This window comes from Telmatobacter sp. DSM 110680, from assembly GCF_039994875.1.
GTDB lineage: Bacteria > Acidobacteriota > Terriglobia > Terriglobales > Acidobacteriaceae > Telmatobacter.
Window position 1 is genome coordinate 4666222 of sequence record NZ_CP121196.1, and the last position, 24878, is coordinate 4691099.

Annotated in this window: 20 protein-coding genes; 15 read left to right on the forward strand and 5 right to left on the reverse strand. The window is 56.5% G+C overall.

Features of this window, described 5'->3' with window-relative positions; genetic code table 11:
* Window positions 1-90: 90 nt before the first annotated feature.
* The 5 genes from P8935_RS19255 (at window position 91) to P8935_RS19275 (ending at window position 3631) form a co-directional block, all read left to right on the forward strand.
* The gene (locus P8935_RS19255) at window positions 91-1308 is read left to right on the forward strand and encodes a phosphoglycerate kinase (protein ID WP_348261929.1); all 1218 of its coding nucleotides are present in this window, start codon (window positions 91-93) and stop codon (window positions 1306-1308) included.
* A gap of 637 nt (window positions 1309-1945) precedes the next feature.
* Window positions 1946-2200, forward strand: a complete 255-nt coding sequence (locus P8935_RS19260) for a hypothetical protein (protein ID WP_348261930.1) — start codon at window positions 1946-1948, stop codon at window positions 2198-2200.
* Between the two features lie 195 nt (window positions 2201-2395).
* A complete protein-coding gene (locus P8935_RS19265; protein ID WP_348261931.1) occupies window positions 2396-2674 on the forward strand; it encodes a hypothetical protein in 279 nt (92 codons plus the stop codon).
* A gap of 310 nt (window positions 2675-2984) precedes the next feature.
* Window positions 2985-3410 carry a hypothetical protein gene (locus tag P8935_RS19270; protein ID WP_348261932.1) on the forward strand — a complete coding sequence of 142 codons (426 nt, stop codon included), beginning with the start codon at window positions 2985-2987 and terminating at the stop codon, window positions 3408-3410.
* The gene (locus P8935_RS19275) at window positions 3410-3631 is read left to right on the forward strand and encodes a helix-turn-helix transcriptional regulator (protein WP_348261933.1); all 222 of its coding nucleotides are present in this window, start codon (window positions 3410-3412) and stop codon (window positions 3629-3631) included. The genes P8935_RS19270 and P8935_RS19275 overlap by 1 nt, the downstream gene beginning before the upstream one ends.
* A gap of 76 nt (window positions 3632-3707) precedes the next feature.
* On the opposite strand, the gene P8935_RS19280 is transcribed toward P8935_RS19275, so the two are convergent.
* Window positions 3708-4829, reverse strand: coding sequence for a Shedu immune nuclease family protein (locus tag P8935_RS19280; protein ID WP_348261934.1), 1122 nt, complete (start codon window positions 4827-4829; stop codon window positions 3708-3710).
* Between the two features lie 99 nt (window positions 4830-4928).
* Here P8935_RS19280 and P8935_RS19285 point away from each other — a divergent pair, with 99 nt between their 5' ends.
* The 4 genes from P8935_RS19285 (at window position 4929) to P8935_RS19300 (ending at window position 8165) form a co-directional block, all read left to right on the forward strand.
* Window positions 4929-5609, forward strand: a complete 681-nt coding sequence (locus P8935_RS19285; protein WP_348261935.1) for a hypothetical protein — start codon at window positions 4929-4931, stop codon at window positions 5607-5609.
* Window positions 5610-5712: 103 nt separating this feature from the next.
* Window positions 5713-6465: a triose-phosphate isomerase gene (tpiA, locus tag P8935_RS19290; RefSeq protein ID WP_348261936.1), complete on the forward strand. Its 753-nt coding sequence runs from the start codon at window positions 5713-5715 to the stop codon at window positions 6463-6465.
* Window positions 6466-6578: 113 nt separating this feature from the next.
* Window positions 6579-7775: an acyltransferase family protein gene (locus P8935_RS19295; protein ID WP_348261937.1), complete on the forward strand. Its 1197-nt coding sequence runs from the start codon at window positions 6579-6581 to the stop codon at window positions 7773-7775.
* A gap of 87 nt (window positions 7776-7862) precedes the next feature.
* The gene (locus P8935_RS19300) at window positions 7863-8165 is read left to right on the forward strand and encodes a DUF6496 domain-containing protein (RefSeq protein WP_348261938.1); all 303 of its coding nucleotides are present in this window, start codon (window positions 7863-7865) and stop codon (window positions 8163-8165) included.
* Window positions 8166-8293: 128 nt separating this feature from the next.
* Here the strand turns inward: P8935_RS19300 and P8935_RS19305 are convergent, their stop codons facing one another.
* A complete protein-coding gene (locus P8935_RS19305; RefSeq protein WP_348261939.1) occupies window positions 8294-8602 on the reverse strand; it encodes a Rieske (2Fe-2S) protein in 309 nt (102 codons plus the stop codon).
* A 92-nt stretch (window positions 8603-8694) separates the two neighbouring features.
* On the opposite strand from P8935_RS19305, the gene P8935_RS19310 reads away from it, so the two are divergent.
* Window positions 8695-9645 (forward strand): alpha/beta hydrolase, encoded by a 951-nt coding sequence (locus P8935_RS19310; protein ID WP_348261940.1) that lies wholly within the window; start codon window positions 8695-8697, stop codon window positions 9643-9645.
* A gap of 1 nt (window position 9646) precedes the next feature.
* On the opposite strand, the gene rapZ is transcribed toward P8935_RS19310, so the two are convergent.
* The 3 genes from rapZ to P8935_RS19325 all read right to left on the reverse strand — a co-directional run bounded on the left by rapZ (window position 9647) and on the right by P8935_RS19325 (window position 12411).
* Complete coding sequence (gene rapZ / locus P8935_RS19315; protein WP_348261941.1) at window positions 9647-10567, reverse strand: RNase adapter RapZ; 921 nt, start codon at window positions 10565-10567, stop codon at window positions 9647-9649.
* 80 nt (window positions 10568-10647) lie between these two features.
* A complete protein-coding gene (locus P8935_RS19320; protein WP_348261942.1) occupies window positions 10648-11274 on the reverse strand; it encodes an HPF/RaiA family ribosome-associated protein in 627 nt (208 codons plus the stop codon).
* A 108-nt stretch (window positions 11275-11382) separates the two neighbouring features.
* Complete coding sequence (locus P8935_RS19325; RefSeq protein WP_348261943.1) at window positions 11383-12411, reverse strand: YihY/virulence factor BrkB family protein; 1029 nt, start codon at window positions 12409-12411, stop codon at window positions 11383-11385.
* A 238-nt stretch (window positions 12412-12649) separates the two neighbouring features.
* Between P8935_RS19325 and P8935_RS19330 the strand changes: the two genes are divergently transcribed.
* The 5 genes from P8935_RS19330 (at window position 12650) to P8935_RS19350 (ending at window position 24855) form a co-directional block, all read left to right on the forward strand.
* Window positions 12650-15637 carry a POTRA domain-containing protein gene (locus P8935_RS19330; protein ID WP_348261944.1) on the forward strand — a complete coding sequence of 996 codons (2988 nt, stop codon included), beginning with the start codon at window positions 12650-12652 and terminating at the stop codon, window positions 15635-15637.
* Between the two features lie 12 nt (window positions 15638-15649).
* Window positions 15650-19726, forward strand: a complete 4077-nt coding sequence (locus P8935_RS19335; protein WP_348261945.1) for a translocation/assembly module TamB domain-containing protein — start codon at window positions 15650-15652, stop codon at window positions 19724-19726.
* A 92-nt stretch (window positions 19727-19818) separates the two neighbouring features.
* Entirely contained in the window at window positions 19819-21819 is a 2001-nt protein-coding gene (locus P8935_RS19340; RefSeq protein ID WP_348261946.1) for an oligopeptide transporter, OPT family, read from the forward strand.
* A complete protein-coding gene (locus P8935_RS19345; protein WP_348261947.1) occupies window positions 21819-23159 on the forward strand; it encodes a hypothetical protein in 1341 nt (446 codons plus the stop codon). Before P8935_RS19340 ends, P8935_RS19345 begins: the two co-directional genes overlap by 1 nt.
* Window positions 23160-23226: 67 nt before the next feature.
* The gene (locus P8935_RS19350) at window positions 23227-24855 is read left to right on the forward strand and encodes a SpoIIE family protein phosphatase (protein ID WP_348261948.1); all 1629 of its coding nucleotides are present in this window, start codon (window positions 23227-23229) and stop codon (window positions 24853-24855) included.
* The last annotated feature ends 23 nt before the right edge of the window (window positions 24856-24878 follow it).

The following is a 24878-nucleotide window of genomic DNA, read 5'->3' on the forward strand; positions in this document are numbered from 1 at the left end:
GCTCATCTCGCCAACTTGGCCGGACAAGCCCACTAAGTTGAACTGATCACTGACAACTGACCACTGCCAACTGTTATTAAGGAATCCATCATGGCCAAGCTCTCCATCCGCGACATCGAACTCAAAAATAAGCGCGTCTTCATCCGCGTCGACTTCAACGTGCCGCTCTCTGAAGATGGGTCGACCATCACCGACGACACCCGCATTGTGGCCACGCTGCCCACGATTGAATACGCGCTGCGCCGTCACGCCAAGGTCATTCTCGCTTCCCATCTTGGCCGCCCCAAGGGCAAGCCGAATCCGAAATACTCGCTGCGACCCATTGTTGACCGCCTTCGCGAACTCCTCGACAAGCAGATCGGCGAATCGATCAATGTAGCCTTTGCGCCCGATTGCGTAGGCGAGATCGCCGAAGAGATGGCACGTCAGCTTGAGTCGCGCCAGGTGTTGCTACTGGAAAACCTGCGCTTCCACGCGGAAGAAGAGGCGAACGATCCGGCCTTTTCCAAGGCGCTGGCTTCGCTGGCGGAGGTCTACTGCAACGACGCGTTTGGCTCGGCGCACCGCGCTCACGCGTCGACAGAAGGCATTACGCATTTCCTCAAGCCTGCTGTGGCCGGTCTGTTGATGGAGAAGGAGATCACCTATCTCGGCAAGGCGCTCGAGGCACCTGAGAAGCCATTCGTCGCGATCATTGGCGGTTCGAAGATCTCCGGCAAGATCGACGTCATCGACAACCTCCTCGACAAGGTCGACACCCTCGTCATCGTTGGCGGCATGGCCTACACATTCCAGCGCGCGCTCGGCGTGACCACGGGCAAATCGCTGGTCGAAGAAGACAAGATCGATATGGCCAAGGCTGCGCTCGAAAAAGCGAAGGCCAAAGGCGTCAACCTGTTGCTGCCGGTCGACAATATCCTTGCCGACAGCTTCACGCCCGACGCCAAGACGCAGCCGTGGGATACCTCGAAGGACTTCCCTGCCGACTGGCAAGGACTCGATATCGGACCGAAGTCTGTCGCTGCGATTGAGGAGGTCGTCTCGACCGCCCGCACCATCGTTTGGAACGGCCCCGCAGGCGTCTTCGAGTTTCCGCGCTTTGCGGTGGGTACCAACGCCATTGCCAAGGCAGTGGCGATGAACAAGGCTGCCATCTCCATCATCGGCGGCGGCGATTCGGTCTCGGCCATCAACAAGGCCGGCTATGCCGACCAGGTGACGCATATCTCCACCGGCGGCGGCGCCAGCCTGGAATTCCTTGAGGGCAAGAAGCTGCCCGGCGTGGAAGCGCTGACAGACAAGAAATAGTCTGATGTACCAAGCACCCAGGTCTCAAAGTGAGACCTGGGGCCCCCAATTCTATTTGCGAATTGCACGAAAGACCGCGTGATCTATTCTGTTCCTCTCGGAGTCGCCTGCCTGTTGACCATCTGGTTTTGCTATTGGCTAACCAGCGTTTTTCGTTCCCTGTCAAATCCCTCCTGCAGAGTTGCCATCTTTGTCTTTCCAGTTCTCTCAGCAGCCGTTCTTATACTTTTTCCGGATCTTGGTCTTGAAGCAATTGGTAACTTCTTCCAGAGCCTGTCCTTGCCCGGCGGCAGGCAGATTCCGGCACTCACTACCGCGCTGACTATTCTGCTGGTTGCTCCCACTCTTCTGATAACCACGCTCGTCGCGCAGTTAAATATCGGAAAGCCTGCGAAATCAAGGTAGGAGAGCTGCGAGCGCAATTCAAACTCTCATTGTTGATGTGCCCTCCTCGCCCGTGGTCCCGTTACAGGAGTCATAATTCTTAGCCGGAACATTGGTAGCTGAGGTATCAGTTATTGCACTCTGTTCGTGTGTTCTGGCGCACTGAAAGTGGGTCGTTGCTGCGCTAAAGTTCCACGCTGGGAAGGGATGCCAATGCGGAACGTGCAAGTGGCGTTCCCTTGAAGGTCGATCCATGAGACATCGGATCGTGCTCCTTTTTGCCGCCACATTCATTATCGGGATATCCGTAGGTGCGTGGCTCTTTGTGAGTGGACCTCTTGCCGACCAATTTCAATCACGCGCAGAATCGAACTTTGGCATGCTTGCGATCATGATCGTTTGCATATCGATCTTGCTCGGTGTACTGGTTAGCGTGTGGGACTCGAAAGAGGAAGTTGTTCCGCAAAAGCATCGGCATATCGCCTTCAGAAGGTTGTTGCATCACTGAAAAAAGGGCGATCCTTTAGTTCCCTGTCTGGACGCAGGAAATGTGTGCCGCTTTTGTGTTTTTTGATTTGTGAGATGAAACTGTTCCGGTATCCGGCCCCTTGCCCTCCCCTTCCGTCAGGCTGATAATTCTTAGCGGAACAGAGATGTTGATGCGAGATGTGCCGCAAGCGGCATCTCTTTTCGGGGTAACTCGATGAAGCGTCGGATCTTGATTGCGATCGGTTCCGCACTGCTTATCATGGGTGGCGTCGGGGTGGTGGCTTCACTGGCGTGGCTTACAGCAGACAAGATAAACGGCTCCCTTTCGGCCATGCTTGACCCGCACATGGAAACTCTTATCTATGTGTTGCCAACGCTGATGCTTGTGATCGCGATGGCGGGGGCTGGATTTCTGGCCAGCGCGCTTTCAACTCCGCCGGGTGCGGCGCGCATCCCGCACCACCTGCGTCCGCATACGCATTTTCACGCGTGACGGGCGGTTTAGATGCGGCAGGCGGTGTGTGAATCCCTGTCTGCCCGTTAGCGAGCGTCCTGCTTTGCGTTCCCCATCTCTGTTTTCTGCAGCCGGACAATAATCCAACCGCGGTGCCAGCTTCGAGTTATTCAGGGAACCAGCGCGGTCTGCCTGACAAAAACCAACTTCATCGAACCTCCCTCATTTCAGAAAATTGTGGACGAGTTTTCTAACAGCGAGCATAGTTTATAGAACCTAATGTTAAATTTACTTGACATAATGTTTGCTATTTTTTACTATTGCTGCAAGTTGATTCGGGAGGATCAAGATGCCGTATCGAGAAAAGACAGCCTGGTTGTCGCTCTTCGCGATGATCGTCACGTTTGGCCCATACTTTGTCTATGTCGCGATGGACTCGCACCCGCCCAGGCCGTTGCCTGATCTCCACGAACTGAGCTACTACGCGGCGATCACCATCGCGGAGCTGATCATTTTGGGCGTCGGACACCTTGTGTTCCGGCTCAAGTCGCCTGACGAAGCGCGCACCCCGCTCGACGAAAGGGATGAAGCTATCAAGCGCCGCTCGCTCAGTTCCGCATATTACGTTCTGATCTTCGGCATGATCCAGGTGGGATGCATCATGCCCTTTATGTCCAAGGGGTGGACGCTTGTTCACGCTTCGATCTTCATGATCGTTGTCGCGGAAATTACCCGCTTAAGCGTTACCGTAATCAGCTATCGCAGGCAGGCGTGATGGAAGGGAAAATCTCCAACCGAATTCGCGTACTGCGTTTCCACAACGGCGAAATGTCGCAAGCCGATCTTGGTCAACGCATTGGTGTAACCAGGCAGACAATCGCCGCAATCGAAGCTGGAAAATACTCGCCGTCTCTGGAGGCCGCGTTCCGGATAGCCAATGTTTTTAAAGTTCCCCTTGGAGAAGTATTCCAATGGGACGAGAACGCTGCCGGGTAATTGCTGAATCCTGTTCAAGGTCGGGCTACCACCTCGCCATCGTGTGAAGCGGCTCGAAGGCGTGCATCCGGTCGCTCTATTCGTCCGGATCGGATGCGCTTGACATCTCTCCGATGATGAATTTTGCCCTGCTTAGCAACTCGTCGTAAGTCACTATCTCGGTGTTCTTAAGCTGCCCCCTGAAGATCTCAAAGCAATTCCGCTTCACCAACGAATCGAGTTCGCTGGTGCATCCAAAGATGAGTAGCGAGCGTGGATGGACTGTGTGAATATGCTCGGGCTCAAGCCGCTCCCTATTCCCTTCCGTCTGACTTCCTTCGATTTCCCAGGTGCGAGCGTTCACTTGGACTTGAGACAGCGCATTCGCGAACTCGACATCGAATCCGGGAACGCCGTTTCGATACTTTTGTCCTCTTAGATTCGCTTGAAATATTGGAGAGTTAGGCCGCTTGATTTCAACGAGTACGACGAATTTTTCATGGCCCACAGTGTGATGGAGGTAGTCGCCTTTTTGGCCACCCCGACCAGTGAGATCTTTTCCACCATATAGCGGTTGTCCCTGAATCTGATTTAAGAACTGGTAACGGAGTCCGAGCCCAAAAATCCATCTATTGTCATCAAAGAATTCTCCCCACCTAGATTCATCCCAATTCATCGTGCGCATTGCTTCTTCGAATTCTCTGACAGAAGCGGTGCGCCGCCGCAGAATCTGGCCGTCGGCGAATCTTTCCGCCTCCTCCGGTTTCAGAGCAGCCAACTGAGCCCAAAAATCACCACCGTAGCCCTTATTGATCAAGCTCTCGATAGTGGGCTTCAGATCTTCATCGTTGATTTCAATCACACTTTTTTGCGGTGCAACGCTGACCTTCTCAGAACGTTCTTTGAGTGAGGGAAGGTCGGCCATCTTAAGCAAGATACCAATGCCGTTAAGAAATTTATTCATCGCGTCGGTATCTAACTCGAAGCTGATCGCTTGCCCAGCCTGCACTCCTCGAAGCGAAAGGCCATCTCCATCTTCCCAGCCCACAGACCCCTTCTTTTGGTAGACAAATTTGCCGCGTAGGTGCACGTTTCCCTGGGAATCCTTTGAAAAAGAGGGCAAGAAGAGCCGACGAGTCCTCGTTGTGGTCTCAAGCTTGATCGGATTGTCGCATCCAATGAAGCTGTCTGTTATGGGATAGGTGCGAATTTCCGTCATTCTTGCCACCTTCCAAATTGGAGCGATGATCATCCCGTCCACAGCTAGCGGATCATCCTATGCCAACAATCATCTACAGCACGCAGAATATCCCATCGAATGCGACAATTAAACTCAAATGCAGCGCAGCTTATCGCTCTCTGTGGGGGAAAAGTGCCTTATTACACGCGAGTCCTTTCCAAAGATGCGGAGTTCCCTGCCTTCGACGAACTCGCGGAGTTCATTCGGAGCGGCCATCCTGACTACAAGCTGACGGTTGAAGAAGGCACGGAAGAAGAGTGGGAATCTCTGCTGCTGTCCAGCAACGACGAGGTCGAAGTTGCCGTGCTCGAACGCAATCCTGTGTCGGATGGTTCGGTAGGACAGGACGAGGTCGCCGAGTTCATTGAAGAGACCGCGGAATGCAAGCCCGAGACCGGAGTTGCGTGGCTGCATGAGTTTCTGTCGGAGGTGAAGACCGTGTACGCCTTCCAGCATCTGCAGGGGTCAGAAACCGAAGACGGCGGGAACGCGCTTCATGCGCTGCGTTCGCACCTGTGGGAGCGGGGAGATGCGATCCTGCAGGCCGACAACGAAGGATTCACCAACGAAGAGGGCTTTCATATCGTCTGGCAATTCTCTGATTCGGTTTCAGGCCCATGGAATATGGGCGTGCTGCAGGACGGCACCTGGCACCACTTCAAGATGGATCTCGGCGACCCGGACCATCGCGAAGCTTTCCTGAACGGAGATATGCCTGGGGATTTGTCCGCGATTCGGCAGTCGGAGCCGTCACGATAACGGCTAAATTCTGCGGCGACTTTTGTGTCCTTATCGCAATGTGCGTGCCGTCACCCGGCGAGACGAATCCATACCCTAAAATTGAGTTGAGGAAACCTGCATAATGGCCCGTAAGAAACTGATTGCTGCCAATTGGAAGATGTACAAGACGCCGGCTGAAGCCAAGGCGTTTGTCGATGCATTTTTGCCGCTCGTCGCTGGACACACGCGCGATGAAATCGCCCTTTTCCCGTCGCCGGTTCTGCTGCCCACGGTGATTGCAGCCGCCAAGGACTCCAACGTTGCGGTCGGCTGCCAGAATATCCACTTTGCCGAAGAAGGCGCTTACACTGGCGAGACTTCCGTCGGCCAGTTGATCGCGGTGGGTGGAACGCATACGCTGATCGGACACTCCGAACGGAGGCAGTATTTTGCGGAGACCGACGAGATCGTGAACAAGAAGCTGCATACGGCGCTCAAGCACGGCATCGTACCCATCGTCTGCGTAGGAGAAGTCCTGGCGGAGCGCGAAGCCGGCAAAACTGAATCCGTGCTCAAGACGCAAGTCACAGGCGCGTTCGCAAACATCACCGCCGAAGCTGCTGCTCCAATCGTGATCGCATACGAGCCGGTGTGGGCAATCGGTACCGGCAAGACCGCAACGCCGGAGATGGCTGTCGAAGCGCATAAGATCATTCGCGCTGAAGTTACCAAGCTGTTGGGCGCCGATGTGGCTGCGAAGATGCGGATCCTCTACGGCGGCAGCGTGAAGCCCGACAATGCAACGGCTCTCTGCGGTCAGGAAGAGATTGACGGCGCACTGGTTGGCGGCGCCAGCCTCAAGCCTGACTCGTTCACAGCAATCGTGAAGTACTAATCACGGGAGCTTCACTCTCCTACTCACAATGCTCGGTGCCCGGGTCTCGTTCCTGAGATCCGGGATGCCAGACATCGACTCCCGTGAACAAAATCGAGGCGAGGTTCGTACTCATGACCATGCCTGGAAGCACGGATGCTTTACTCGTCCACGACGCCGAGCCGGCAATCGCCGTCACTCGCGTAGCCCCGCAGCGCGACCTCTATATCGATCGCTTGCGCAGCGTGTTGACCGCACTAGTTATCTTTCATCACACTGCGATTACATACGGTGCCATCGGCGGGTGGTTTTACAACGAACTTCATCCATCTGGATCGGCCTCCAGCCTTCTCCTCACCCTCTTCTGCGCCACCCAACAGGCTTACTTCATGGGCTTCTTCTTTTTGCTCGCGGGTTATTTCACTCCTGCATCCCTCGAGCGCAAAGGGTATGCTCGCTTTCTCGGCGACCGTTTTCTACGACTTGGCGTGCCGCTCGTGGCCTTCGGTCTTTTTCTCGGCCCTGTGACCGACGCGATGGTCAATGCAGCCAAAGGTCATGGCTTCTGGTCCACTTTCGTCTGGCTTTGGAACAACAAAGTATTCGGAAACGGCCCTCTGTGGTTTGCCCAGGCGCTCCTGATCTTCACCCTTGGGTATTGCCTCTGGCGCGTGGTTTTGGGTTCACCTCTCGGCGCTTCTGCACGCACTCCATCGCCGCTTCCTGCATTTCGCTGGTGGCTTCTTTGCGCTGTGGGCGTTGGCGCAGGCGCGCTCGCCATCCGTCAATTTGTGCCTTCAGGTGTAAACGTCATTGGTCTGCAGCTCGGCTACTTTTCCAGTTACACCTTCCTCTTTGCACTCGGGATTGCAGCATGGCGCAATGATTGGCTGCGACAGCTTGCTTGGAATAATGTGCGCCCGTGGATCATTGCATTAGTGCTGGCGTGGCCGTGCCTCCCCATCGGCCTCGCCGTTGCGGACTCAATTTATGGACCAGGCAAATCCAACTTTGGCGGCGGCTTCACATGGCCCGCAGTCCTTTACGCACTTTGGGAACCCTTCGTTGCATGGGGCTTGATCGCCGCATGGTTACTGGTCGCGCGCGCATTCATGAACAAGCCATCGCAGTTCTGGTCGTGGCTTAATCGCCGCGCATACGCGGTTTACATAATTCATCCTGTAATTCTGGTTGGCATCAGCCTTCTGCTGCATCCGTGGATTGCACCCGCACTGCTCAAGTTCGCTGTCACTGGTACGCTATCGTGCATTACAGCGTGGATCGTTGCCGATCCACTTGTGCGCATTCCCGGTGTGCGACGCATTGTCTAGCTCATCAATTGCGCGGGTCTGCTCAGCTCACGTGCACAGACAACTTGCCTCAACGGAGGTGCCATCTGACCCCGGAGGAGGATAGTTATGGCAACCAGGAAGGCAACCAAAAAGAAATCCACCGCACGCAGCAGTAGCGCAAAAAAGAGCACGCGCAGTTCCGCGACAAAGAAATCCAGTTCTAGAAAATCAGTCGCGAAGAAATCATCCAGCCGTAAATATTCACCATCTGCTGGGAAGAACGTTGAAACCGAAATGCGTGAGATGAAGAAGGGAAAGCTGAAATCGGGACGCAGCGGCAAGAAGGTTACGAATCCGAAACAGGCCATTGCGATTGGGCTGTCGGAAGCGCGCAAGCAGGGAAAGAAAGTCCCGGCGAAGAAGTCGTAAACCGGCTGCACGCGTCGGCATCAACAGATGATGCGCATCTTTCTTTTGAATCTCTTTGGCGAATGCGGCCGGAACTGCGCAACGATCTCCAGGACGGCCGCATTTTCACAAGCTGACGGCAAAGACAACTACAGTTTTCCGCGTAGTTCGCCGTCTTCGACCGTGGCCTCGATCACCACAGCATTCACATCCGGATCTTCGTCGTTCGCGCCGGTGTGCACATCGAAGGCATATGCATGCCAGGGGCAAACCACCTTGCCGCCTTCGATCGATCCCTCGCCTAGCGGACCACCTTCGTGCGGACAGGTTCCATCGAGCACGCTAATCTTTCCGTCGACGTTGGCCACGCAGAGCGCCCGGCCCGCGACTGTGACTTCCCGCACCGTGCCTGCCGCAGGTAACTCTCCCTGAGAACAAATCCGCACAAAGTCTGACATTGCCGTTCTCCCATTTCCTGACACGCGCTTGGCCTTGAACACGGGGCGCCCAATTAGCATAATCCTGTGCCTCCACTCGCAGGCAAGCAAAGATGAGCAACGCAAAGACTCCCAAACAAGGTCGAGCGCCGGTGTCTTCGCGCACTTCAGCGAAGCGTCCATCGGGCAGCCAAGGTCCCTCCCCGCCAACTGTCTCTGCAAAATGGCTGCTCACTACCGGAGCATTGTGCCTTGCGGGCGCGCTGATCTGCGCATGGTCCACGCTCTGCATTCTCTTCTGGCAGGGTAGCTGGCAATTGCTTTACCACCCGTCCTCGGCGATCACCAGCACACCGGCCAGCGCGAATCTTCCGTTTGAGTCCGTCGGTTTCGCCACCGATGCAGCGGGCGAACCGCAACTTCGAGGCTGGTGGATTCCCGCTCCGCAGGCGAAGCACACCGCTGTTTATCTCCATGGCGCTGACGGTAATCTCGGTGACTCGGTCAATGCCCTTGCGCGGCTGCACGATGCGGGGCTGAACGTCTTCGCCTTCGACTATCGCGGATATGGGCAAAGCCACTTCGCGCATCCCAGCGAAGCTCGATGGCGCGAAGACGCAGAAGCGGCACTCGGTTATCTCACGGGGACGCGGCACATTCCCGCTAATGCAATTGTGCTTGTCGGCAGAGATCTGGGCGCGAATCTTGCCCTGGAAGTTGCCGGGGCCCATGCAGACCTCGCCGGTGTAGTCCTCGAGCAGCCGATTGAATCACCCACGACGGTTATTTTCAATGATCCACGCGCACATCTGGTACCGGCACATCTGCTGGCAAACGATCGCTGGCAGACGACCGCCGCGGCGGGCAATTTACTGATTCCTTCTTTGTGGTTCTATTGGACACCCGAGCGAAACGCGGATTTGGAGCGTGACAAGCCAGAAGCTTACGAGAGGGCGCCTGCGCGCAAGGTGCTCGTCTGGTTAACCAATTCTTCGGATGAGCGACAGCAGTTTGAATCTGCTTTGACGGGCTGGCTCGACCAGCTCAAGACCGCCACGCGTTGAATTAACGAGGCATGTCGCGGTGGACCGACTTTGCTTCGTAGCCGGCCTTTGAGAGCCGTTTCGCGAGTTCCTCGGCCATCATCACGCTGCGGTGCTGACCGCCGGTGCATCCGATCGCAACGGTCAAATAGCTCTTCCCCTCCTTGATGTAGTGGGGCATGAGGTAGAGCATCAGGCTGGTGACCTTGTCGAGAAACTCCGCAGTCTGCGGGAAGCCGCTCACGTACGCTGCTACCTTGGGATCGAGGCCCGTCTTGTCGCGAAACTCCGGCACGAAGTGAGGATTCGGGAGAAAGCGCACGTCGAAGACCATGTCCGCATCGAGGGGAACGCCGTTTTTGAATCCAAAACTCAGGCACGACACCAGCAGGCTTTTACTCTGATCTTCATGTCCGAAGCGCTTCTGAATCTCGGAGCGGAGTTCGTGCACATTAAAACGCGAAGTGTCGATCAGCGTATCGGCAACATTGCGGATGGAGTCGAGCATCTGGCGCTCTTCCACGATGGAACGCGACACCGTTTCAGAGCGGCGCAGCGGATGAGGCCTGCGCGTCTCAGAGTACCGCCGCACCAGCACGGAATCCTGGGCATCGAGAAAGACGACGCGTGTGGGCAAAACTCGCTTGACGCGCTTGATGATGTCAGGCAGTCGATCGAGCGCCTGGCCTTCGCGCACGTCCACCACAATGGCGGCGCGCTGAATGTCTTTGGATTTTTCCACCATGCCGGCAAACTCCGGCATCAACTCGAGCGGCAGATTATCGACCGCCTGGTAGCCAAGATCTTCGAATGTCTTGAGCGCAGAAGCTTTTCCTGCCCCGGAAATCCCGGTCAGAATGACCAGCTCCTTCTTGGAAGGCCTGGATGCATTTACCTTTTGAGTTGATCGAGAGCGGCGCGCGGGCGGATGAGGTGGAACCATGCGCCCATCCTACACCCCCCAGCGCGCGCACCGGACATGCTGCTTTTGTGAACAATTACCCGGAAGTCACAACTTGAATACTATGGAACCTCAACCAGTTCCATCTGGCCATCGCGCCGGCGATGCAGCACAAACAAGTCACCGACCCGGTTGCGAAAGATGAGCAAATCACGATCTCGGAATTCGGCGTCTTTCACTGCTTCCTCAATCGTCATCGGCTTCACGGCAATGGCTTCGCCGCTGGTCATAATGTGCGGCTCGACAATGGTCGTGCTGACCGGGAAGGAATGTACTGCGATTGATGTTTTTACCTTCGCGCGGGTCAATTTGCCGTTTTCCGCCAGTCCCTCGGGCTGCGCGCCGCGCTTGGCATGAGCCACTGGCGGAGCGGTGAGGACCTTGTCCAGCTTGGGCATCCGTTTACGCTCAAACTGGCGATCACGATACTTCAGGGCCTGATTTTCCGCGTGTTGGATGGCGATGCGCAAAGCCCCTTCAAGCGTGTCAGCCTTGCCGGCTGCCTCGATGGTCTGCACTCTCGCCTTGATGGTCAACTCTGCAATCTGGAGATGTCGCTGCGCGCGAAACGTGATGCTGGCCCGTGCGGTTCTACCCAAAATTCTGCCGACCCGCTCCAAACCTTCTTCGGCTTGAGAACGTACAGACTTGGGAATGCTTACTTGCCTTGCGGTGAACTCCACTTCCATGGTCAGCCTCCGCTCTTCCTTCTCCAGCGCGGATCACGCCGGAGAGACTCGGATTGTATAGCATTTCGCTTGACGGTGAAACGCCGTGCAATCTGCCTCCCTGCAATTTTACGATTCGGAGGGTCCCCTCGACGAGACGTCAAGATTGTGAGGAGGCTCGAAGGGCAAAATCCGGGATGATGCCGAACTGGCCGTTTGCTCCTGCAAAATCCTCTCAGCCGCGGCGGCCTCAATCTGCCCGTTGATCTCAGCCCCCAGTAGCAGCATCAGTCCGGTGATGTAGAACCACGTCAGTAGGATGATGACGGCTCCCAGAGATCCATAGGTCACCGTGTAGTTGTTGAAGAAGTGGAGGTAGGCTCGCAGCCCAAGCGACGCTAGCAGCCAACCGGCAATTCCGACGGCGCCGCCCGGAGTGAGCCAGTGCCAGCGCCGCGTCTTGCAGTCCGGCGCCCAGTAGTAGAGAACCGCAAACGTCAATGCGAGCAAAGCACCAGCCACAATCCAGCTAGCCAGGTGGAAACCAATGATCGCCGTCGTGCGCAGAGCAATCTCCGGAATGCGATGCTCCGCCAGTCGCGCGAGATAATCGCCTCCCAGCATGGAGGTTAATCCTAGTGTCACCACGATGATGAGCAGGATGGTGAGCCCGATTGCCTGAATACGCGCCACGATATAGGAACGCGAATCTTCGATCTTGTAGACCGCGTTCAGGGTGTCCTGGATAGCTGAAATGCCCACCGACGCCGACCAGATGGCTGCGATCAGCCCGAAAGTCACCTTTCCCGAGGTTGCAGCGGCGGTGGTTTCGTTGAATGTACTCAGGACCGTTCCCAAGGCGGCAGTAGGAATGACGACGGCCAGATAGTCGAGCAGCTTGTCGTAGAACTGGTAAGCCGAACGGGCAGCCAGGCCGAGGATGGATCCGGCGCAGAGCAACGTGGGGAAAAGCGCGAAAAGAAAGTAGAAACCAAGCTCGGCAGCGTGACCGAAGACCCGGTCGCACATCAGGGCCTTCCACGTCCTCACGGCTACCACCCGAACCGGAACTCCCTGCAGGTTCCACAGTGATTCGAGCGGCGAATGTGCCACGATCTCCCAGATTCGCCGTTCCCGGCGCTTCAGTCGGTGATCCACGGGTGGTTTTTCAGTGAAGATAGGTGGCCCCTTTGCCGCGTCTCAACAGGCAATCGACATCGATATTAGATGCCGTAGAGGCTTGCTTCGATGATTGCGTGCGCAGTTCCTGTTTGAGCCATGAACACCCTGGGTAGAAGGGGCGTTGCCATCAACACAACCGTCCCAAAACCGAGCAAACACCGTTTATCCGATCGCATCCAAAGAGATAATGGTGTCTCCAACTGGGATCTGCCACTTGATACGTCCGCGAGCCCTGCAAATTGCGCTATGGCTTTGGGTGTGCTTTTTACCGCTGGCGGGCGCGGGCACAGAGTTGTGGGCCCAGGTCCCTCAGGACTCCAAGACCCCTCCCACGGAACAGATACTCGCTTCGTATGAGGGTCAACCGGTCACATCGATTGATATCGCGGGGCGCCCTGACCTGAACATCGATCAATTCGCGTCTCAAATTGCGCAAAAAACCGGCCAGCCTTTCGCCAAGGAAAACGTAGACCGCTCGGCAGCCGCGCTCAAAACTGCGGGGAAATTCCAGAACGTCCGCGTCCAGGTGGACCCTGAGGCGGATGGCCTGAGAGTGCTTTTCGTTATTGAGCCGGCCGTTTACTACGGGATGTTTCATTTTCCAGGCGCTGAGCGGTTTCCCTACTCGCGTCTGGTGCAGGTGGGGAACTACACCAGCCAGGCTCCATACAACGCGACCGAAGTGGAGCAGGATCGGCAGTCGCTCATCCACTTTTTTCAGGAAGTGGGCTACTTCCAGGCCCAGGTGAAAACCGAACTGAAGATCGACTCGCAGCATGGCATTGTCGATGTCTTGTTTGATTCCGATCCGGGTCGCAAAGCGAAGTTTGGCGCCATCGATATCGCGGGACTTCCGCCTGCGGAAACTTCAGCCTTGCGGCACCGCCTTACCACGCTGCTGGCGAGGGCGCGGGGTGCAGCCATTCGCAATGGCAAAAGTTATAACCGCTCCACGCTGACCAAGGCCAGCAACTACATCCAATCGCGATTGGCGAAGGATGGTTTTCTGGCGGCGCAGGTCAAGCTCCAGGGTGCCGAGTATCATGCCGATACCAATCGCGCCGATGTGCATTTCAGCGTGAATCCAGGCGCAAAGACCAACATGGTGATTGCAGGAGCGCACCTGTGGCCATGGACGAAGAAGGCTTTGCTGCCTGAGTACCAGGGCGTGGGAGTGGACGAGGAAACCGTGCGGGAAGGTCAGCAGGCGCTCGTCTCCTACTACCAGGGCAAAGGCTACTTCGACGTGAAGGTAACTTCAGAGATGACCGGCGACCAGGAGCGGCGGTCAGTTGTGTATCACATCACCAAGAAAAAGAAGCACAAGGTCACCGACGTCCGCATTACCGGTCAATCGCAACTGAAGTCAGTCGACCTGGAACCGCATCTTGCAGTCGAGAAGAAGCATTTGTTCTCGCACGGCCAGTTCAGCGATCAACTTGTCCGCACCAGCGTGAACAACCTCAAGGCGGTCTACCAGTCGCAGGGATTCAGCACCGTGCAGGTCAGTTCGTCCGTTGTGAATCATGGCGGGGACATCCAGGTTGCGTTTCACATCACTGAGGGGCCGCGCGACATCGTGAGTTCACTCTCGATTGAGGGTGCCAGCTCATTTCCGCAGTCGCAATTCGCGCCAAATGGACTGAAGGTCGCGGTAGGTCAACCGTATTCGCAAGCGAATGTTCAGGCCGATCGCGCTTCCATCGTCGCCAACTATCTCAAGGCCGGCTATCTGACCTCGAGCTTTCGCGAGACAGCCACCCAGGTCTCAAAAAATGATCCGCACCACATCAACGTCGTGTACCACATCTACGAGGGTCCGCGCGTGTTTACGGGAGAGGTCCTGACGTTGGGTCGTGTGCATACGCAACAGCGACTGATTAATCAGGACATCTCATCCATCAAGCCTGACCAGCCGCTGACCGAAACGAATCTGCTGACAGCCGGCAGCAATCTTTACGATCATACCGGGGTGTTTGACTGGTCGGAAGTCGACCCCAAAAGTCAGATCACCACGCAGACCAGCGAGGATGTCGTGGTGAAAGTGCACGAAGCCAAGCGCAATGAGTTTACGTATGGATTCGGTTTTGAAGTGATCAACCGAGGCGGCAGCATTCCCAGCGGAACCGTCGCTCTGCCGGGGTTACCGCCCGTCGGCTTGCCTTCCGGATTTAAGACGAGTCAGGTCACGTTTTACGGACCGCGTGGGACGGTGCAATACACGCGCAATAATCTACGCGGCAAAGGCGAGTCACTTTCCTTCACGGGATTTGCCGGGCGCCTCGATCAGCGCGCTGGGATTTACTACATCAATCCGAATCTGCGATGGTCGCACTGGAAGGCCACATCGTCCTTCACCGCTGAGCGCAATGAAGAGAACCCAATTTTCTCGTCACAGCAGGAGATTGGCAGTTACCAGATCCAGCGGTTTATCGACAGCGCCAAAAAGGATTTGTTCTTCGTCCGCTACACCTTCAACAAGACCGACCTGACTCGCGTAGAAATCCCCGAATTGGTTCTCGAAGAGGATCGGCATGTGCGTCTTTCTGGCTTTGGTGCGAACCTGACCCGCGACACGCGCGATAACGTGCTGGATGAACACAAGGGCGTGCTTAACTCGCTTGAGTTAGATATCAATTCCAGCAAGCTGGGCTCGAGCGTCGACTTTGCCAAGCTGACAACACAAGCTGCCTACTACAAGGAAAAGTTTCATCACATCGTATGGGCCACTAGTTTGCGCATTGGCCTGGCCCAGCCGTTCGCGAACAGCCGTGTGCCCTTGAGCGAAGCGTTCTTCACCGGCGGCGGCGACTCGCTGCGAGGTTTCCCACTGGATGGAGCTGGGCCGCAGCGCGCGGTATCAATATGCACGAACGCAGGCCCCTGCGCGTGCCCTGGTCCGGATTGCGCACAAATCAACGTGCCCAGCGGCGGAAACGAATTACTCATAATTAATGCGGAAGCGCGCATCCCTGTACCTCTCAAGAAGGGGCTGAGCGTTGTACCCTTTTATGACGGCGGCAACGTCTTTCCTCGCATTGGCTTTCACGATTTCACTTCGCTTTATGCAAATAACATAGGAATTGGTCTGCGTTATTCAACACCTGTCGGCCCGATTCGCTTCGATCTCGGGTACAACTTCAAGCCCGTTCCAGGCACCGGCGCATTCCAACCCTTTATCAGTATTGGCCAGGCATTCTAAGGAGTTGTCCTCGTGGCAAATATTTATAGAACTTCCGGCGAATCCGATACGCGCGAACCGCAACCGCGCCGGTCCTTCCGCCGTCCCCTGCTCATCGTGGCGAAGTTTTTTGCGACCGTCATTGTCTTCCCGATTCTGCTGGGTGCCCTGGTCTTCTTTTTTGTGCTGAACAGTTCTAGGGGACACGCTTATCTCATCGATGTTATCCAGAAAAAAGCGGCTGAGAGCCTCGGAGTTCCCGTCCGGCTCCAGAACCTTGACCTGCATCTCGCCACGCTCAGCGTCGATCTTTATGGTCTGACTATTGATGGTGCCGCCCCGCACTCGAATCCGCCTCTCCTACAGATCCAGCATGCGGAAGCGGGAGTTCGCGTCGTCTCGGTCCTCGGACGCGAGTGGTACTTCGACAGTATTCGCATCGACAATCCTGTTGCGCAGATCTTTGTCGACAAGAATGGCATCTCCAACATTCCTACGATCAAGAGCAGCAACAACAGTAATACGTCTGTCTTCGATCTTGGAATTCGGCATGCGGTGCTTACCAATGGAGCCGTCTTCTACAACAACCAGCCCAGTGCCATCGCACTTGATCTACGCGACGTTCAGTTCAATGCGAGCTTTAACAGTCTGCTGAGAAAATATTCGGGAACACTGGTTTACTCCGATGGGCGTCTGAATTATTCCGGCACGCAGGCTCCGCCCCATGCGCTCAGCGTGCAATTTGATGCCACGCCTGCGACCCTGCATCTGTCACCTGCAAAGATCCAGAGCGGCAACTCGCAGGTGGTTTTGAACGCCACGGTCAACAACTACAACTCGCCGATTGTTCAGACCGAATACAACGCCACTGTTGATGGCGCGCAACTAGCGAGCATCCTGCACGATCCATCCATTCCTTCCGGGCTGGTTGCTGTCTCTGGGACCGCACAGTACCAGGCCGCAGCGGGGCGCACGTTTGTGCAAAGCCTCACCGTTAATGGTGATCTCAACAGCCATGAGCTAATCGCAAATACGTCAAGCATTCGTGCGGAGGCATCCAATATTGCCGGGCACTATTCCTTGGCGAACGGGGATGCGACGCTGCGTGATTTCCGTGCCAGCCTTCTTGGCGGCGAAGTCACAGCACAGGGCACGATGAAAAACATTGGCGCGGATTCACGCACGAAGCTCGACGCCAGCTTACGCGGTATCTCCCTCGCACAGGCGAAGCGCATGATGGGAGCAACAGCTTCTACCGGTACGGTGGCAATTGCCGGCACTCTCAATGCGACGGCGACAGCCACGTGGGGCAAAACCTTTGACGACCTGGTTGCGCATACCGACGCAACCATAAAAGCAGGTGTGGACAGGGCACAAATCCCGAAGCGAATTGCTGCGGCAGGTTCATCGCAGACCGTTGCCAACAACGACGTCCCGGTCAACGGACCTGTTCCCGTCAACGGAGTTCTGCACGCAACGTACACCGGCAAGAACCAGGAGCTGGCAGTCGATCATAGCTACTTCAGGACGCCACAGTCTAACCTGAATCTGAATGGGAAGGTCAGCAAGAACTCCAGCCTCGCCGTTCAACTTCAAGCCAATGATCTTCGCGAGATTGAGGATATCGCTGACCTCTTCCGCGTTCCAGCGCCAAGCCAGCCATTGCAGAGTTTTGGACTCGCCGGGACTGCCTCTTTCAATGGCGTCGTGCGCGGCTCAACATCCGCGCCGCACCTCACCGGACTGCTGACCGCGCAGAATTTGCAGGTGCAGGGATCCGCGTGGAAGTTGGTGCGCACCAACGTGGATGCCAGCCCTTCGCAAGTGAGCCTGCAGCATGCGGAACTCGACCCCGCGACACAAGGCCGCGTAACGATGAACGCCAGCGCTCAACTGCGCCAGTGGGCCTTCTCAAAGTCCAGCCCCGTCGACCTGCAGCTCAATGCATCGCAGATGGACATCAGCGAACTCGCTAAACTCGCAGGCCAGCAGATTCCCGCCACCGGCACGCTTGCAGCGGATATAAAAATGCACGGAAGCGTATTGAATCCACAAGGTAATGGCACGGTAACTCTGACCAAGGCCGCGGCCTATGGGGAACCTATTTCCTCAGCGAAAGTAACGTTTAACGGCAGCGGAGATCAGGCACATGCGAACTTATCCATCGCCGCGCCAGCAGGGACCCTCGAAGCTAAGTTGACTGCGAGCCTCAATAACCGGACTTATACCGCTGACCTAACTTCATCTGGCATCCATCTCGACAAGTTACAGACGCTGAAAGATAACAGTGCAAGCCCTACCGGCGTGGTCAGCATCAATGCGAAGGGACAGGGCAGCTTCGATAATCCGCAGGTTGATGCGACTATCCAGATTCCCAGCCTGGTTGTGGAACAGCAGACCATCTCCGATATCCACTTGCAGGCCAGCCTCGCCAACCATCAGGCAACGGCACAACTCACGTCTTCCGCGGTGAACACTTCCATCAAGGCCAATGCGAAGGTTTTGCTCACCGGCGACTACCCTGCCGATGCCACGCTCGATACGCAGGGAATTCCGCTTGGACCTTTACTCGCAGTGTACGCACCAGAACAGGCAGCGAACATTACCGGCCAGACTGAAGTGCACGCGACACTGCACGGTCCGCTCAAGAACAAACGAATGCTTGAGGGCCATGTGACTATCCCGGTGCTGAAACTGGCTTATGGCAGCACCGTGCAGTTGGCGGAGACAGCGCCAATTCATGTCGACTATAAGGACGGCGTTATCAACGTGCAGCGCTCATCCATACGCGGCACCGACACCGACCTGCAATTTCAGGGCACCATTCCGACGATTGGCGACGCGCCGATGTCGGTGCTGCTGCTGGGAAATGTCGACTTGCACTTAGCCCAGTTGTTCAATCCCGACCTACGCACTTCAGGGCAAATCAAATTCAACATCAACTCGTACGGAGCAGCGCGTGGGCCTGACTTCGGCGGCACCATCGAAATTGTGGACGCTGCAATGGCCACTCCCGATTTACCGGTTGGCCTGCAGCACTGCAACGGAACCTTGGCGCTCAACAAGGATCGCATTAACATCACCCAGTTCAAGGGAAATGTTGGCGGCGGCACGCTGACGGCACAGGGCGGCGTCGCACTGCGTCCGTCGATCCAGTTCGATTTGGGCGCGTCGGCGCAGGATGTGCGTATGCTTTATCCGCAAGGCATGCGTGAATCCATCAATGCCAATCTGCGTTTTACCGGGACGACTACTAACGCGCTCCTCGGCGGCAGTGTGAATCTCTCGGATCTTTCTTTCACCAGCGGATTCGACCTCAACAGCTTTATCGACCAGTTCACGGGAGGCGTGGAAGCACCGCCTTCGCAGGGATTCACACAGAATGTCGCGCTCAACCTCGCCTTGCGTTCATCGAACAACGTAAATCTCGTAAGCCGCACACTGAGTGTTGGCGGGTCGGCCAATCTGCAGGTGCGTGGCACCATGGCGGAGCCCGTAATCCTGGGCCGCGCCAACCTTACTGGCGGCGACATCATTCTGAATGGGAATCGTTTTGTGCTCACGGGCGGCACGATTCAGTTTGTCAATCCGTCGGAAACCCAGCCGGTCGTGAACCTCACCCTGACCACATCGATTCAGCAATACAACATCAATCTCCGCTTCGAGGGGCCTGTCGATCAGTTGCGCACGCAGTACAGCTCCGACCCCGCGCTACCGTCAGCCGACATCATTCATCTACTTGCCTTCGGGCAAACCACAGAAGCAAGTGCCGCGAATTCGACTCCCGCTAACCAGGCTGCCGAGACGCTTGTAGCGAACCAGGTCTCAAGCCAGGTGACGAGTCGCCTGTCGAAGGTCGCCGGCATCTCGCAACTCTCCATCAACCCGGTGCTGGCAGGCAGCAATGCCCAGGGCCCGGCAGGCGCGAACATTACAGTCCAGCAGCGCGTTACAGGAAACCTGTTCGTTACGTTTTCCAGCAACGTTCAAACTACACAGGGGCAGACCATCCAGGGCCAATACCAGGTGACGCCCCGGGTAGCGGTGAGCGCAACGCGCGACCCCAACGGAGGCTTCGCCTTCGACACCCTGATCAAGAAAAGCTGGTAAGTCCGATTCCAACCGCTTTCGAGCGTAGGCTGTGGCCGATGTGGTCATCCGTCACAGCCAGAACTTGACCCCGCAGGGCTATTATCTCTGCGATGATCGCGACAGAGTTAGACACGAAGTCCCTGCCTGAAAGCGCCTATCGCCCTTTAAAGCCCGGCGAAGAATACCAACCCATCGTTCCCGCACATGTAACGCAGCCTGAACTCACGGCGCGTTCGCTGTTCTGGGGGGTCATTTTCTGCGTCATTTTCACGGTGGCCTCTGCCTACTCCGGCTTGAAAGTAGGGCAGGTAATGGAAGCGGCGATTCCTACCTCCATTCTGGCGATCGGCCTGGCGCGTACGTATAAGCGCCGATCAACATTGCTGGAAAACGTCATCATCACCGGGATCGCCGGAGCGGCCGGGGGCGTAGTGGCGGGCGCTATATTCACGCTGCCCGCGCTGTACATTCTCAATCTCGATCCGCATCCGGTCCAGACCATTTTCATCTGCCTTGCTGGCGGATGTCTCGGCGTCCTGTTCCTCATTCCACTGCGACGGTATTTCGTGCGCGACATGCACGGGCTGCTCCCCTACCCTGAAGCCACCGCCATCACCGAGGTTCTGGTAACCGGCGAGAAGGGCGGCTCGCAGGCACGACTGCTGCTGCAAGCCACGGCCATCGCCGGGGTTTATGACCTCTTTGTGACGACGTTTCAAATCTGGAAGGAATACGTCGACTTTCAGTTTGTGCCTATCATGCACACGCTCGCGGACCGTGCACGCATGGTTCTGAAGTTTGACGCCATCGCATTCATTCTGGGCCTCGGATACGTCATGGGACTGCGCAGTTCCATGATTCTCTGCGCGGGCGGGGTTCTTTCGAACCTGGTGCTGGTGCCCCTGATCTGGTTTATCGGCAGCCATATTGTTGTGGCTGTTTATCCCGGAACGCTTCCCATCTCGCAGATGACCGCCGTGGATGTCTATCGGAACTACGTCCGCTTCATCGGCGTTGGAGCCATTGCCACCGCAGGCATCATCGGCATCGTCAAGTCATTGCGCGTGGTCGCCGGATCTTTCGGAATTGCATTGCGTGTCTTTCGCCACGGAGAAGTTGCCCACCCACCGCGCACCGACCGAGACGTTCCAATGACAGGCATCCTTCTCGGCATCATCATTTCCGCCATCGCGGTCGCCGCATTTTTCGGCCGGCTGCCTGTTTCATGGACCGTCGTAGCGGTCGGTCTAGCGATGACGCTGTTGTTCTCGTTCTTTTTCGCCTCCGTCGCCGCTAATGCCATCGCCACCATCGCGCGCAACCCGGTATCGGGCATGACGATGCTCACCATTATCATTTCGTCGGCGGTGTTGCTGCGTTTCGGAGTTTCGGGGACAGCAGGCATGTTCTTTGTCATGGCGATCGCGGGCATGGTTTGCACCGCACTCTCGATCTCCGGCCAATTCATTACAGATCTCAAAGCCGGGTACTGGCTGGGGTCCACACCAGCAGCGCAGGAGAAGGTAAAATTCCTCGGCGTCATCGTCAGCGCCATTGCTGTCGGACTCACCATCGGCATGCTCGCACATGCCTTTCAGTTTGGCGAGTCGCTTCCGGGCGATATGCGCCCCGTTCTCGCATCGCCGCAAGCATCCATCATGAAAGCGCTGGTGCAGGGTTTCATGAGCCATCAGCCCATCGCCTATGTACTCTTTGGAGTTGGGGCGATGGTCACGGTGATCCTTGAAATGCTGGGACAGCCATCGCTTATTTTTGCGCTGGGGATGTATCTGCCCCTGGAACTCAACACGCCTGCGCTGGTCGGTGGCTTTCTCTCTCACTTCCTCAACAAGCGCTCTGAAAAAGCCGGCGGCGAACCGGGCAAGCGGATTCGGGAACGCGGCGTTATCATCGCCTCTGGACTGATGGCGGGCGGCGCGCTTGGCGGAGTGATCGGCGCGGCACTGCGGCTGTTCCCCTGGTTCCGTGAAGACCTCATCAAGATACCGTTCTACGGCAACAATGCAGTTTCGCAATCCATCTCCGCGCTCGTCTTTGCAGTGCTTTGTGGCTACGTCTGGTATGGCTCGCTTAAGAAGGAGAAGGTTTAATGAATCAGCTCGATCACTATGTAGCCGAAGCAGTGCTTGGCGTAGACACGTTGTGGGGCGGCGACGTAATGTGCGCCTCCGGTACCGGCCGCTTCATCGCTGATTCGTGGTTTTCGGACGAGCCACTTCCCCGCACCTATAGTCACCGCTCTGCAGATCATCTGCGCAAAGCCGGCGGCGTCTCCGGGAAAGATCTCGACCCCAAACAAGTCGACGCCTACCTGCGCGACCTAAACCTGGCTGCGGCCATCTCCGGCATTCGCACCGAAGCACAAACTACCAGCCCACTGCGCCATGCCTATCTCACGGGCCTCGCGGAGTCTCTGCAAGTGATGCTTGATCTCGCTCTCGAAGTCTTTGGCAAAGGCGACCCAGTCCCCTACGCACGCGCTGTTGAAGCCTCTACCGGAAACCCGCCTGAGCCTTCGCGACCTGAATCCAAGCGCGACAGCGTGGCGGAACTGCTTGGTCGAAGTGGGTATTCGATATCCAAAAACAATGGCCTGCTCGACGCCGTCGATGCGTGGCGACGGGAGCGCGTTGTTCCCATGGCTTCGGTACGAGGTATAGGCGCAGCCGTTATCGCTCTTTTCGATCAGCTCAGTGCGCGCCACCTGCAGCCTCTGCTTCCCCGTGAACTCGCTGCCGTTCCACGCGCCAACATTGAATTTCTCCCCATCAAGGACGCCTGGTTTTCCGGCTCGATGAATTACCTCGGACGCGCGCGCAACCACGACGGATCGCCGCAGTACGAAGCCACCTACGAGATCAATGCCTCGCTGCAGATGTCCTACCCCGAGTTCGAACAGCTCGTTAGCCATGAAGTCGTTCCCGGCCATGTCACCACATTCGCTTATCTTCAAAACCTCTACGTGCGCGGCAAAGCGGGGTTTGAAGCTACCGTTCTGACCATGAATACCCGCGCTGCCACGCTGTTCGAAGGCATCGCCAACAACGCTATTTTGATTGCCCACGGCGTTAGTGAGATCGACGATCTTCCCGACGACGACATGCAAATCGGCGTCCTGCTGGCTCTTCTGCAGGATGACGCCAAGAATCAATCCTCGTACCTAACGTGGGGCGAAAAGCGCGAACAATCCGAGATCAGGACTGCCCTTCGACGCGACTTCCTGGTCACGGAAGAGAGGGCCGACAAGCTCTCCGGGGCGTGGGGCCGTCATCCACTTATGGGCCGGATGTATCTTCCCGCCTACCGCGCCGGGACAGACAAAGTCGCCGATCTTCGCCGCAGCTATCCTCCCCAAAGCGTGCTACCCGCAATCTATGGCTGCAACGGCCTTGTCGATATCGTGACGGTCGATCGGGTTTTGCAATCCTGAGCTCATTTTGAGCGTCGCAAAAATTTGCCTTCGCGATTCATGGCACAAGCAGAATAGAATGTGCTCGATGGCCACAACGACCACAGCGCCCACTCTGAAATACTCCGACCTGGATGGCGAACACTCCTTCGCCCTGATGGCCGAATGCACCTCGATTGGCCGTTCTCCCGACCAGGACCTGGTGCTCAAGGAGGCTTTCGTTTCGCGCCGGCACGCGTTGATTACCCGGCAAGACGGCAAGTTCGAAGTGGTGGATCAAAACAGCTCTCACGGCACCTTTCTGAACGGACAGCGCGTCCAACGCGTCACGCTCAAGCCAGGAGACTGCCTGCAATTTGGATCACTCAATGCAGCCAGTTTTCGTTTCCTGCTGCCTTCCGGTGTTCCAGAAAGCAGTTCAGGTCTCGCCAGCGGTCTGCTCTCCGCTCTTTCGGTCTTCGCTCCGACCGACAAGAACATTCCGCAACCGGCGCGGGAAATTGAGAAGCTCAACTTTCTGCTGAACGCTGCCCGCCAGCTCAATGCGGGCGGAGCCATTACCGATATTTTTCATGCGCTACTGCAGCTTTCACTTCAACTGACAGGCGTCGAACGGGGCTTTGTGTTCTTGCTGGAAGGCGAAGAGATGCGTCTTGCACTCGGTCTCCGTTCAGATGGCAGCACGGTTGAAGAAGATTCATCGGTATCGCGCCGGGCAATGCAGAAAGCCATCGAGAGCGATTCAAAATTCTTTCTGAGCGACACTCTCGCAGACGACAGCGCGTCAGGGTGGGCCAGCGTTGTGGCAAACTCGATCCGCAGTATTTACTGCATACCGCTGCGCAAACACATATCTCCCGCGGAACCGAATCGGCTTCTGGGCATGCTTTATCTCGATAGCCAGATTGGCGCTGGCAGCCTGAGCGACATCGACCATCGGGTGCTCGACACGCTCGCCAACGAGGCCTCTACGCTGCTGCACAACGCGCTGCTGGCCAAGACCGAACTCAAGGCCCGGCAAGCGGCGGATGAACTGGCAGTCGCGGCTTCAATTCATTCCGGACTGATGTCTATCACATTGCCGCGTCTTGACTACGCTGAACTTCGTGCGCGCAGCCTCCCCTGCCATGCGATCGGCGGAGACTTCTACGATGCGATTGTTCTGGATGACAGCCTTTGCGTTGTAATCGCCGACGTTTCCGGTAAAGGTGTTCCGGCATCGATTGTGGCCGCGACCTTGCAGGGAATTATTCATGCCCTTCTCCTCACAGGCCAGAGCCTGACGCAGATTGCCGATCTGGTCAATCGTTTCCTCTGCACGCGGCAGGTGGGCAAATATGCCACCATGGTCGTGCTGAGAGTATTTCCGAATGGCTGCGTAGAATACATGAACTGCGGCCACATCCCGCCGCTGCTTGTCACTCCCAAAGGAACACACTACCTTGAGGAAGCAAACCTGATCGTCGGCATCATCGCTGAAGCGACGTACACGTCGTCTCAAGTCACCCTTCGCCCTGGCGACCGCATTCTACTGACGACCGATGGCATTACGGAAATTGAAAACAAGGCAGGCGAACAGATTGGGATTGAGGGACTGGCAGGGCTGGCTCACCTGCCCGGTCTTGATGCGGTGATAGCCCACCTCATCAAGGTGCAGGCTTCCGCCGAAGCACAAGACGACTGGACGCTTCTCGATATTCAGTACACGGGGAGGTAACCCCGATCGGGGAAATCGGGGAT

What these genes read in the sequence shown, in the direction of transcription:
- P8935_RS19255 (WP_348261929.1), top strand. Translation starts at nt 91, where the DNA reads ATGGCCAAGCTCTCCATCCGCGACATCGAACTCAAAAATAAGCGCGTC.
- P8935_RS19260 (WP_348261930.1), top strand. Translation starts at nt 1,946, where the DNA reads ATGAGACATCGGATCGTGCTCCTTTTTGCCGCCACATTCATTATCGGG.
- P8935_RS19265 (WP_348261931.1), top strand. Translation starts at nt 2,396, where the DNA reads ATGAAGCGTCGGATCTTGATTGCGATCGGTTCCGCACTGCTTATCATG.
- P8935_RS19270 (WP_348261932.1), top strand. Translation starts at nt 2,985, where the DNA reads ATGCCGTATCGAGAAAAGACAGCCTGGTTGTCGCTCTTCGCGATGATC.
- P8935_RS19275 (WP_348261933.1), top strand. Translation starts at nt 3,410, where the DNA reads ATGGAAGGGAAAATCTCCAACCGAATTCGCGTACTGCGTTTCCACAAC.
- P8935_RS19280 (WP_348261934.1), bottom strand. Translation starts at nt 4,829, where the DNA reads ATGACGGAAATTCGCACCTATCCCATAACAGACAGCTTCATTGGATGC.
- P8935_RS19285 (WP_348261935.1), top strand. Translation starts at nt 4,929, where the DNA reads ATGCGACAATTAAACTCAAATGCAGCGCAGCTTATCGCTCTCTGTGGG.
- tpiA (WP_348261936.1), top strand. Translation starts at nt 5,713, where the DNA reads ATGGCCCGTAAGAAACTGATTGCTGCCAATTGGAAGATGTACAAGACG.
- P8935_RS19295 (WP_348261937.1), top strand. Translation starts at nt 6,579, where the DNA reads ATGACCATGCCTGGAAGCACGGATGCTTTACTCGTCCACGACGCCGAG.
- P8935_RS19300 (WP_348261938.1), top strand. Translation starts at nt 7,863, where the DNA reads ATGGCAACCAGGAAGGCAACCAAAAAGAAATCCACCGCACGCAGCAGT.
- P8935_RS19305 (WP_348261939.1), bottom strand. Translation starts at nt 8,602, where the DNA reads ATGTCAGACTTTGTGCGGATTTGTTCTCAGGGAGAGTTACCTGCGGCA.
- P8935_RS19310 (WP_348261940.1), top strand. Translation starts at nt 8,695, where the DNA reads ATGAGCAACGCAAAGACTCCCAAACAAGGTCGAGCGCCGGTGTCTTCG.
- rapZ (WP_348261941.1), bottom strand. Translation starts at nt 10,567, where the DNA reads ATGGTTCCACCTCATCCGCCCGCGCGCCGCTCTCGATCAACTCAAAAG.
- P8935_RS19320 (WP_348261942.1), bottom strand. Translation starts at nt 11,274, where the DNA reads ATGGAAGTGGAGTTCACCGCAAGGCAAGTAAGCATTCCCAAGTCTGTA.
- P8935_RS19340 (WP_348261946.1), top strand. Translation starts at nt 19,819, where the DNA reads ATGATCGCGACAGAGTTAGACACGAAGTCCCTGCCTGAAAGCGCCTAT.
- P8935_RS19345 (WP_348261947.1), top strand. Translation starts at nt 21,819, where the DNA reads ATGAATCAGCTCGATCACTATGTAGCCGAAGCAGTGCTTGGCGTAGAC.
- P8935_RS19350 (WP_348261948.1), top strand. Translation starts at nt 23,227, where the DNA reads ATGGCCACAACGACCACAGCGCCCACTCTGAAATACTCCGACCTGGAT.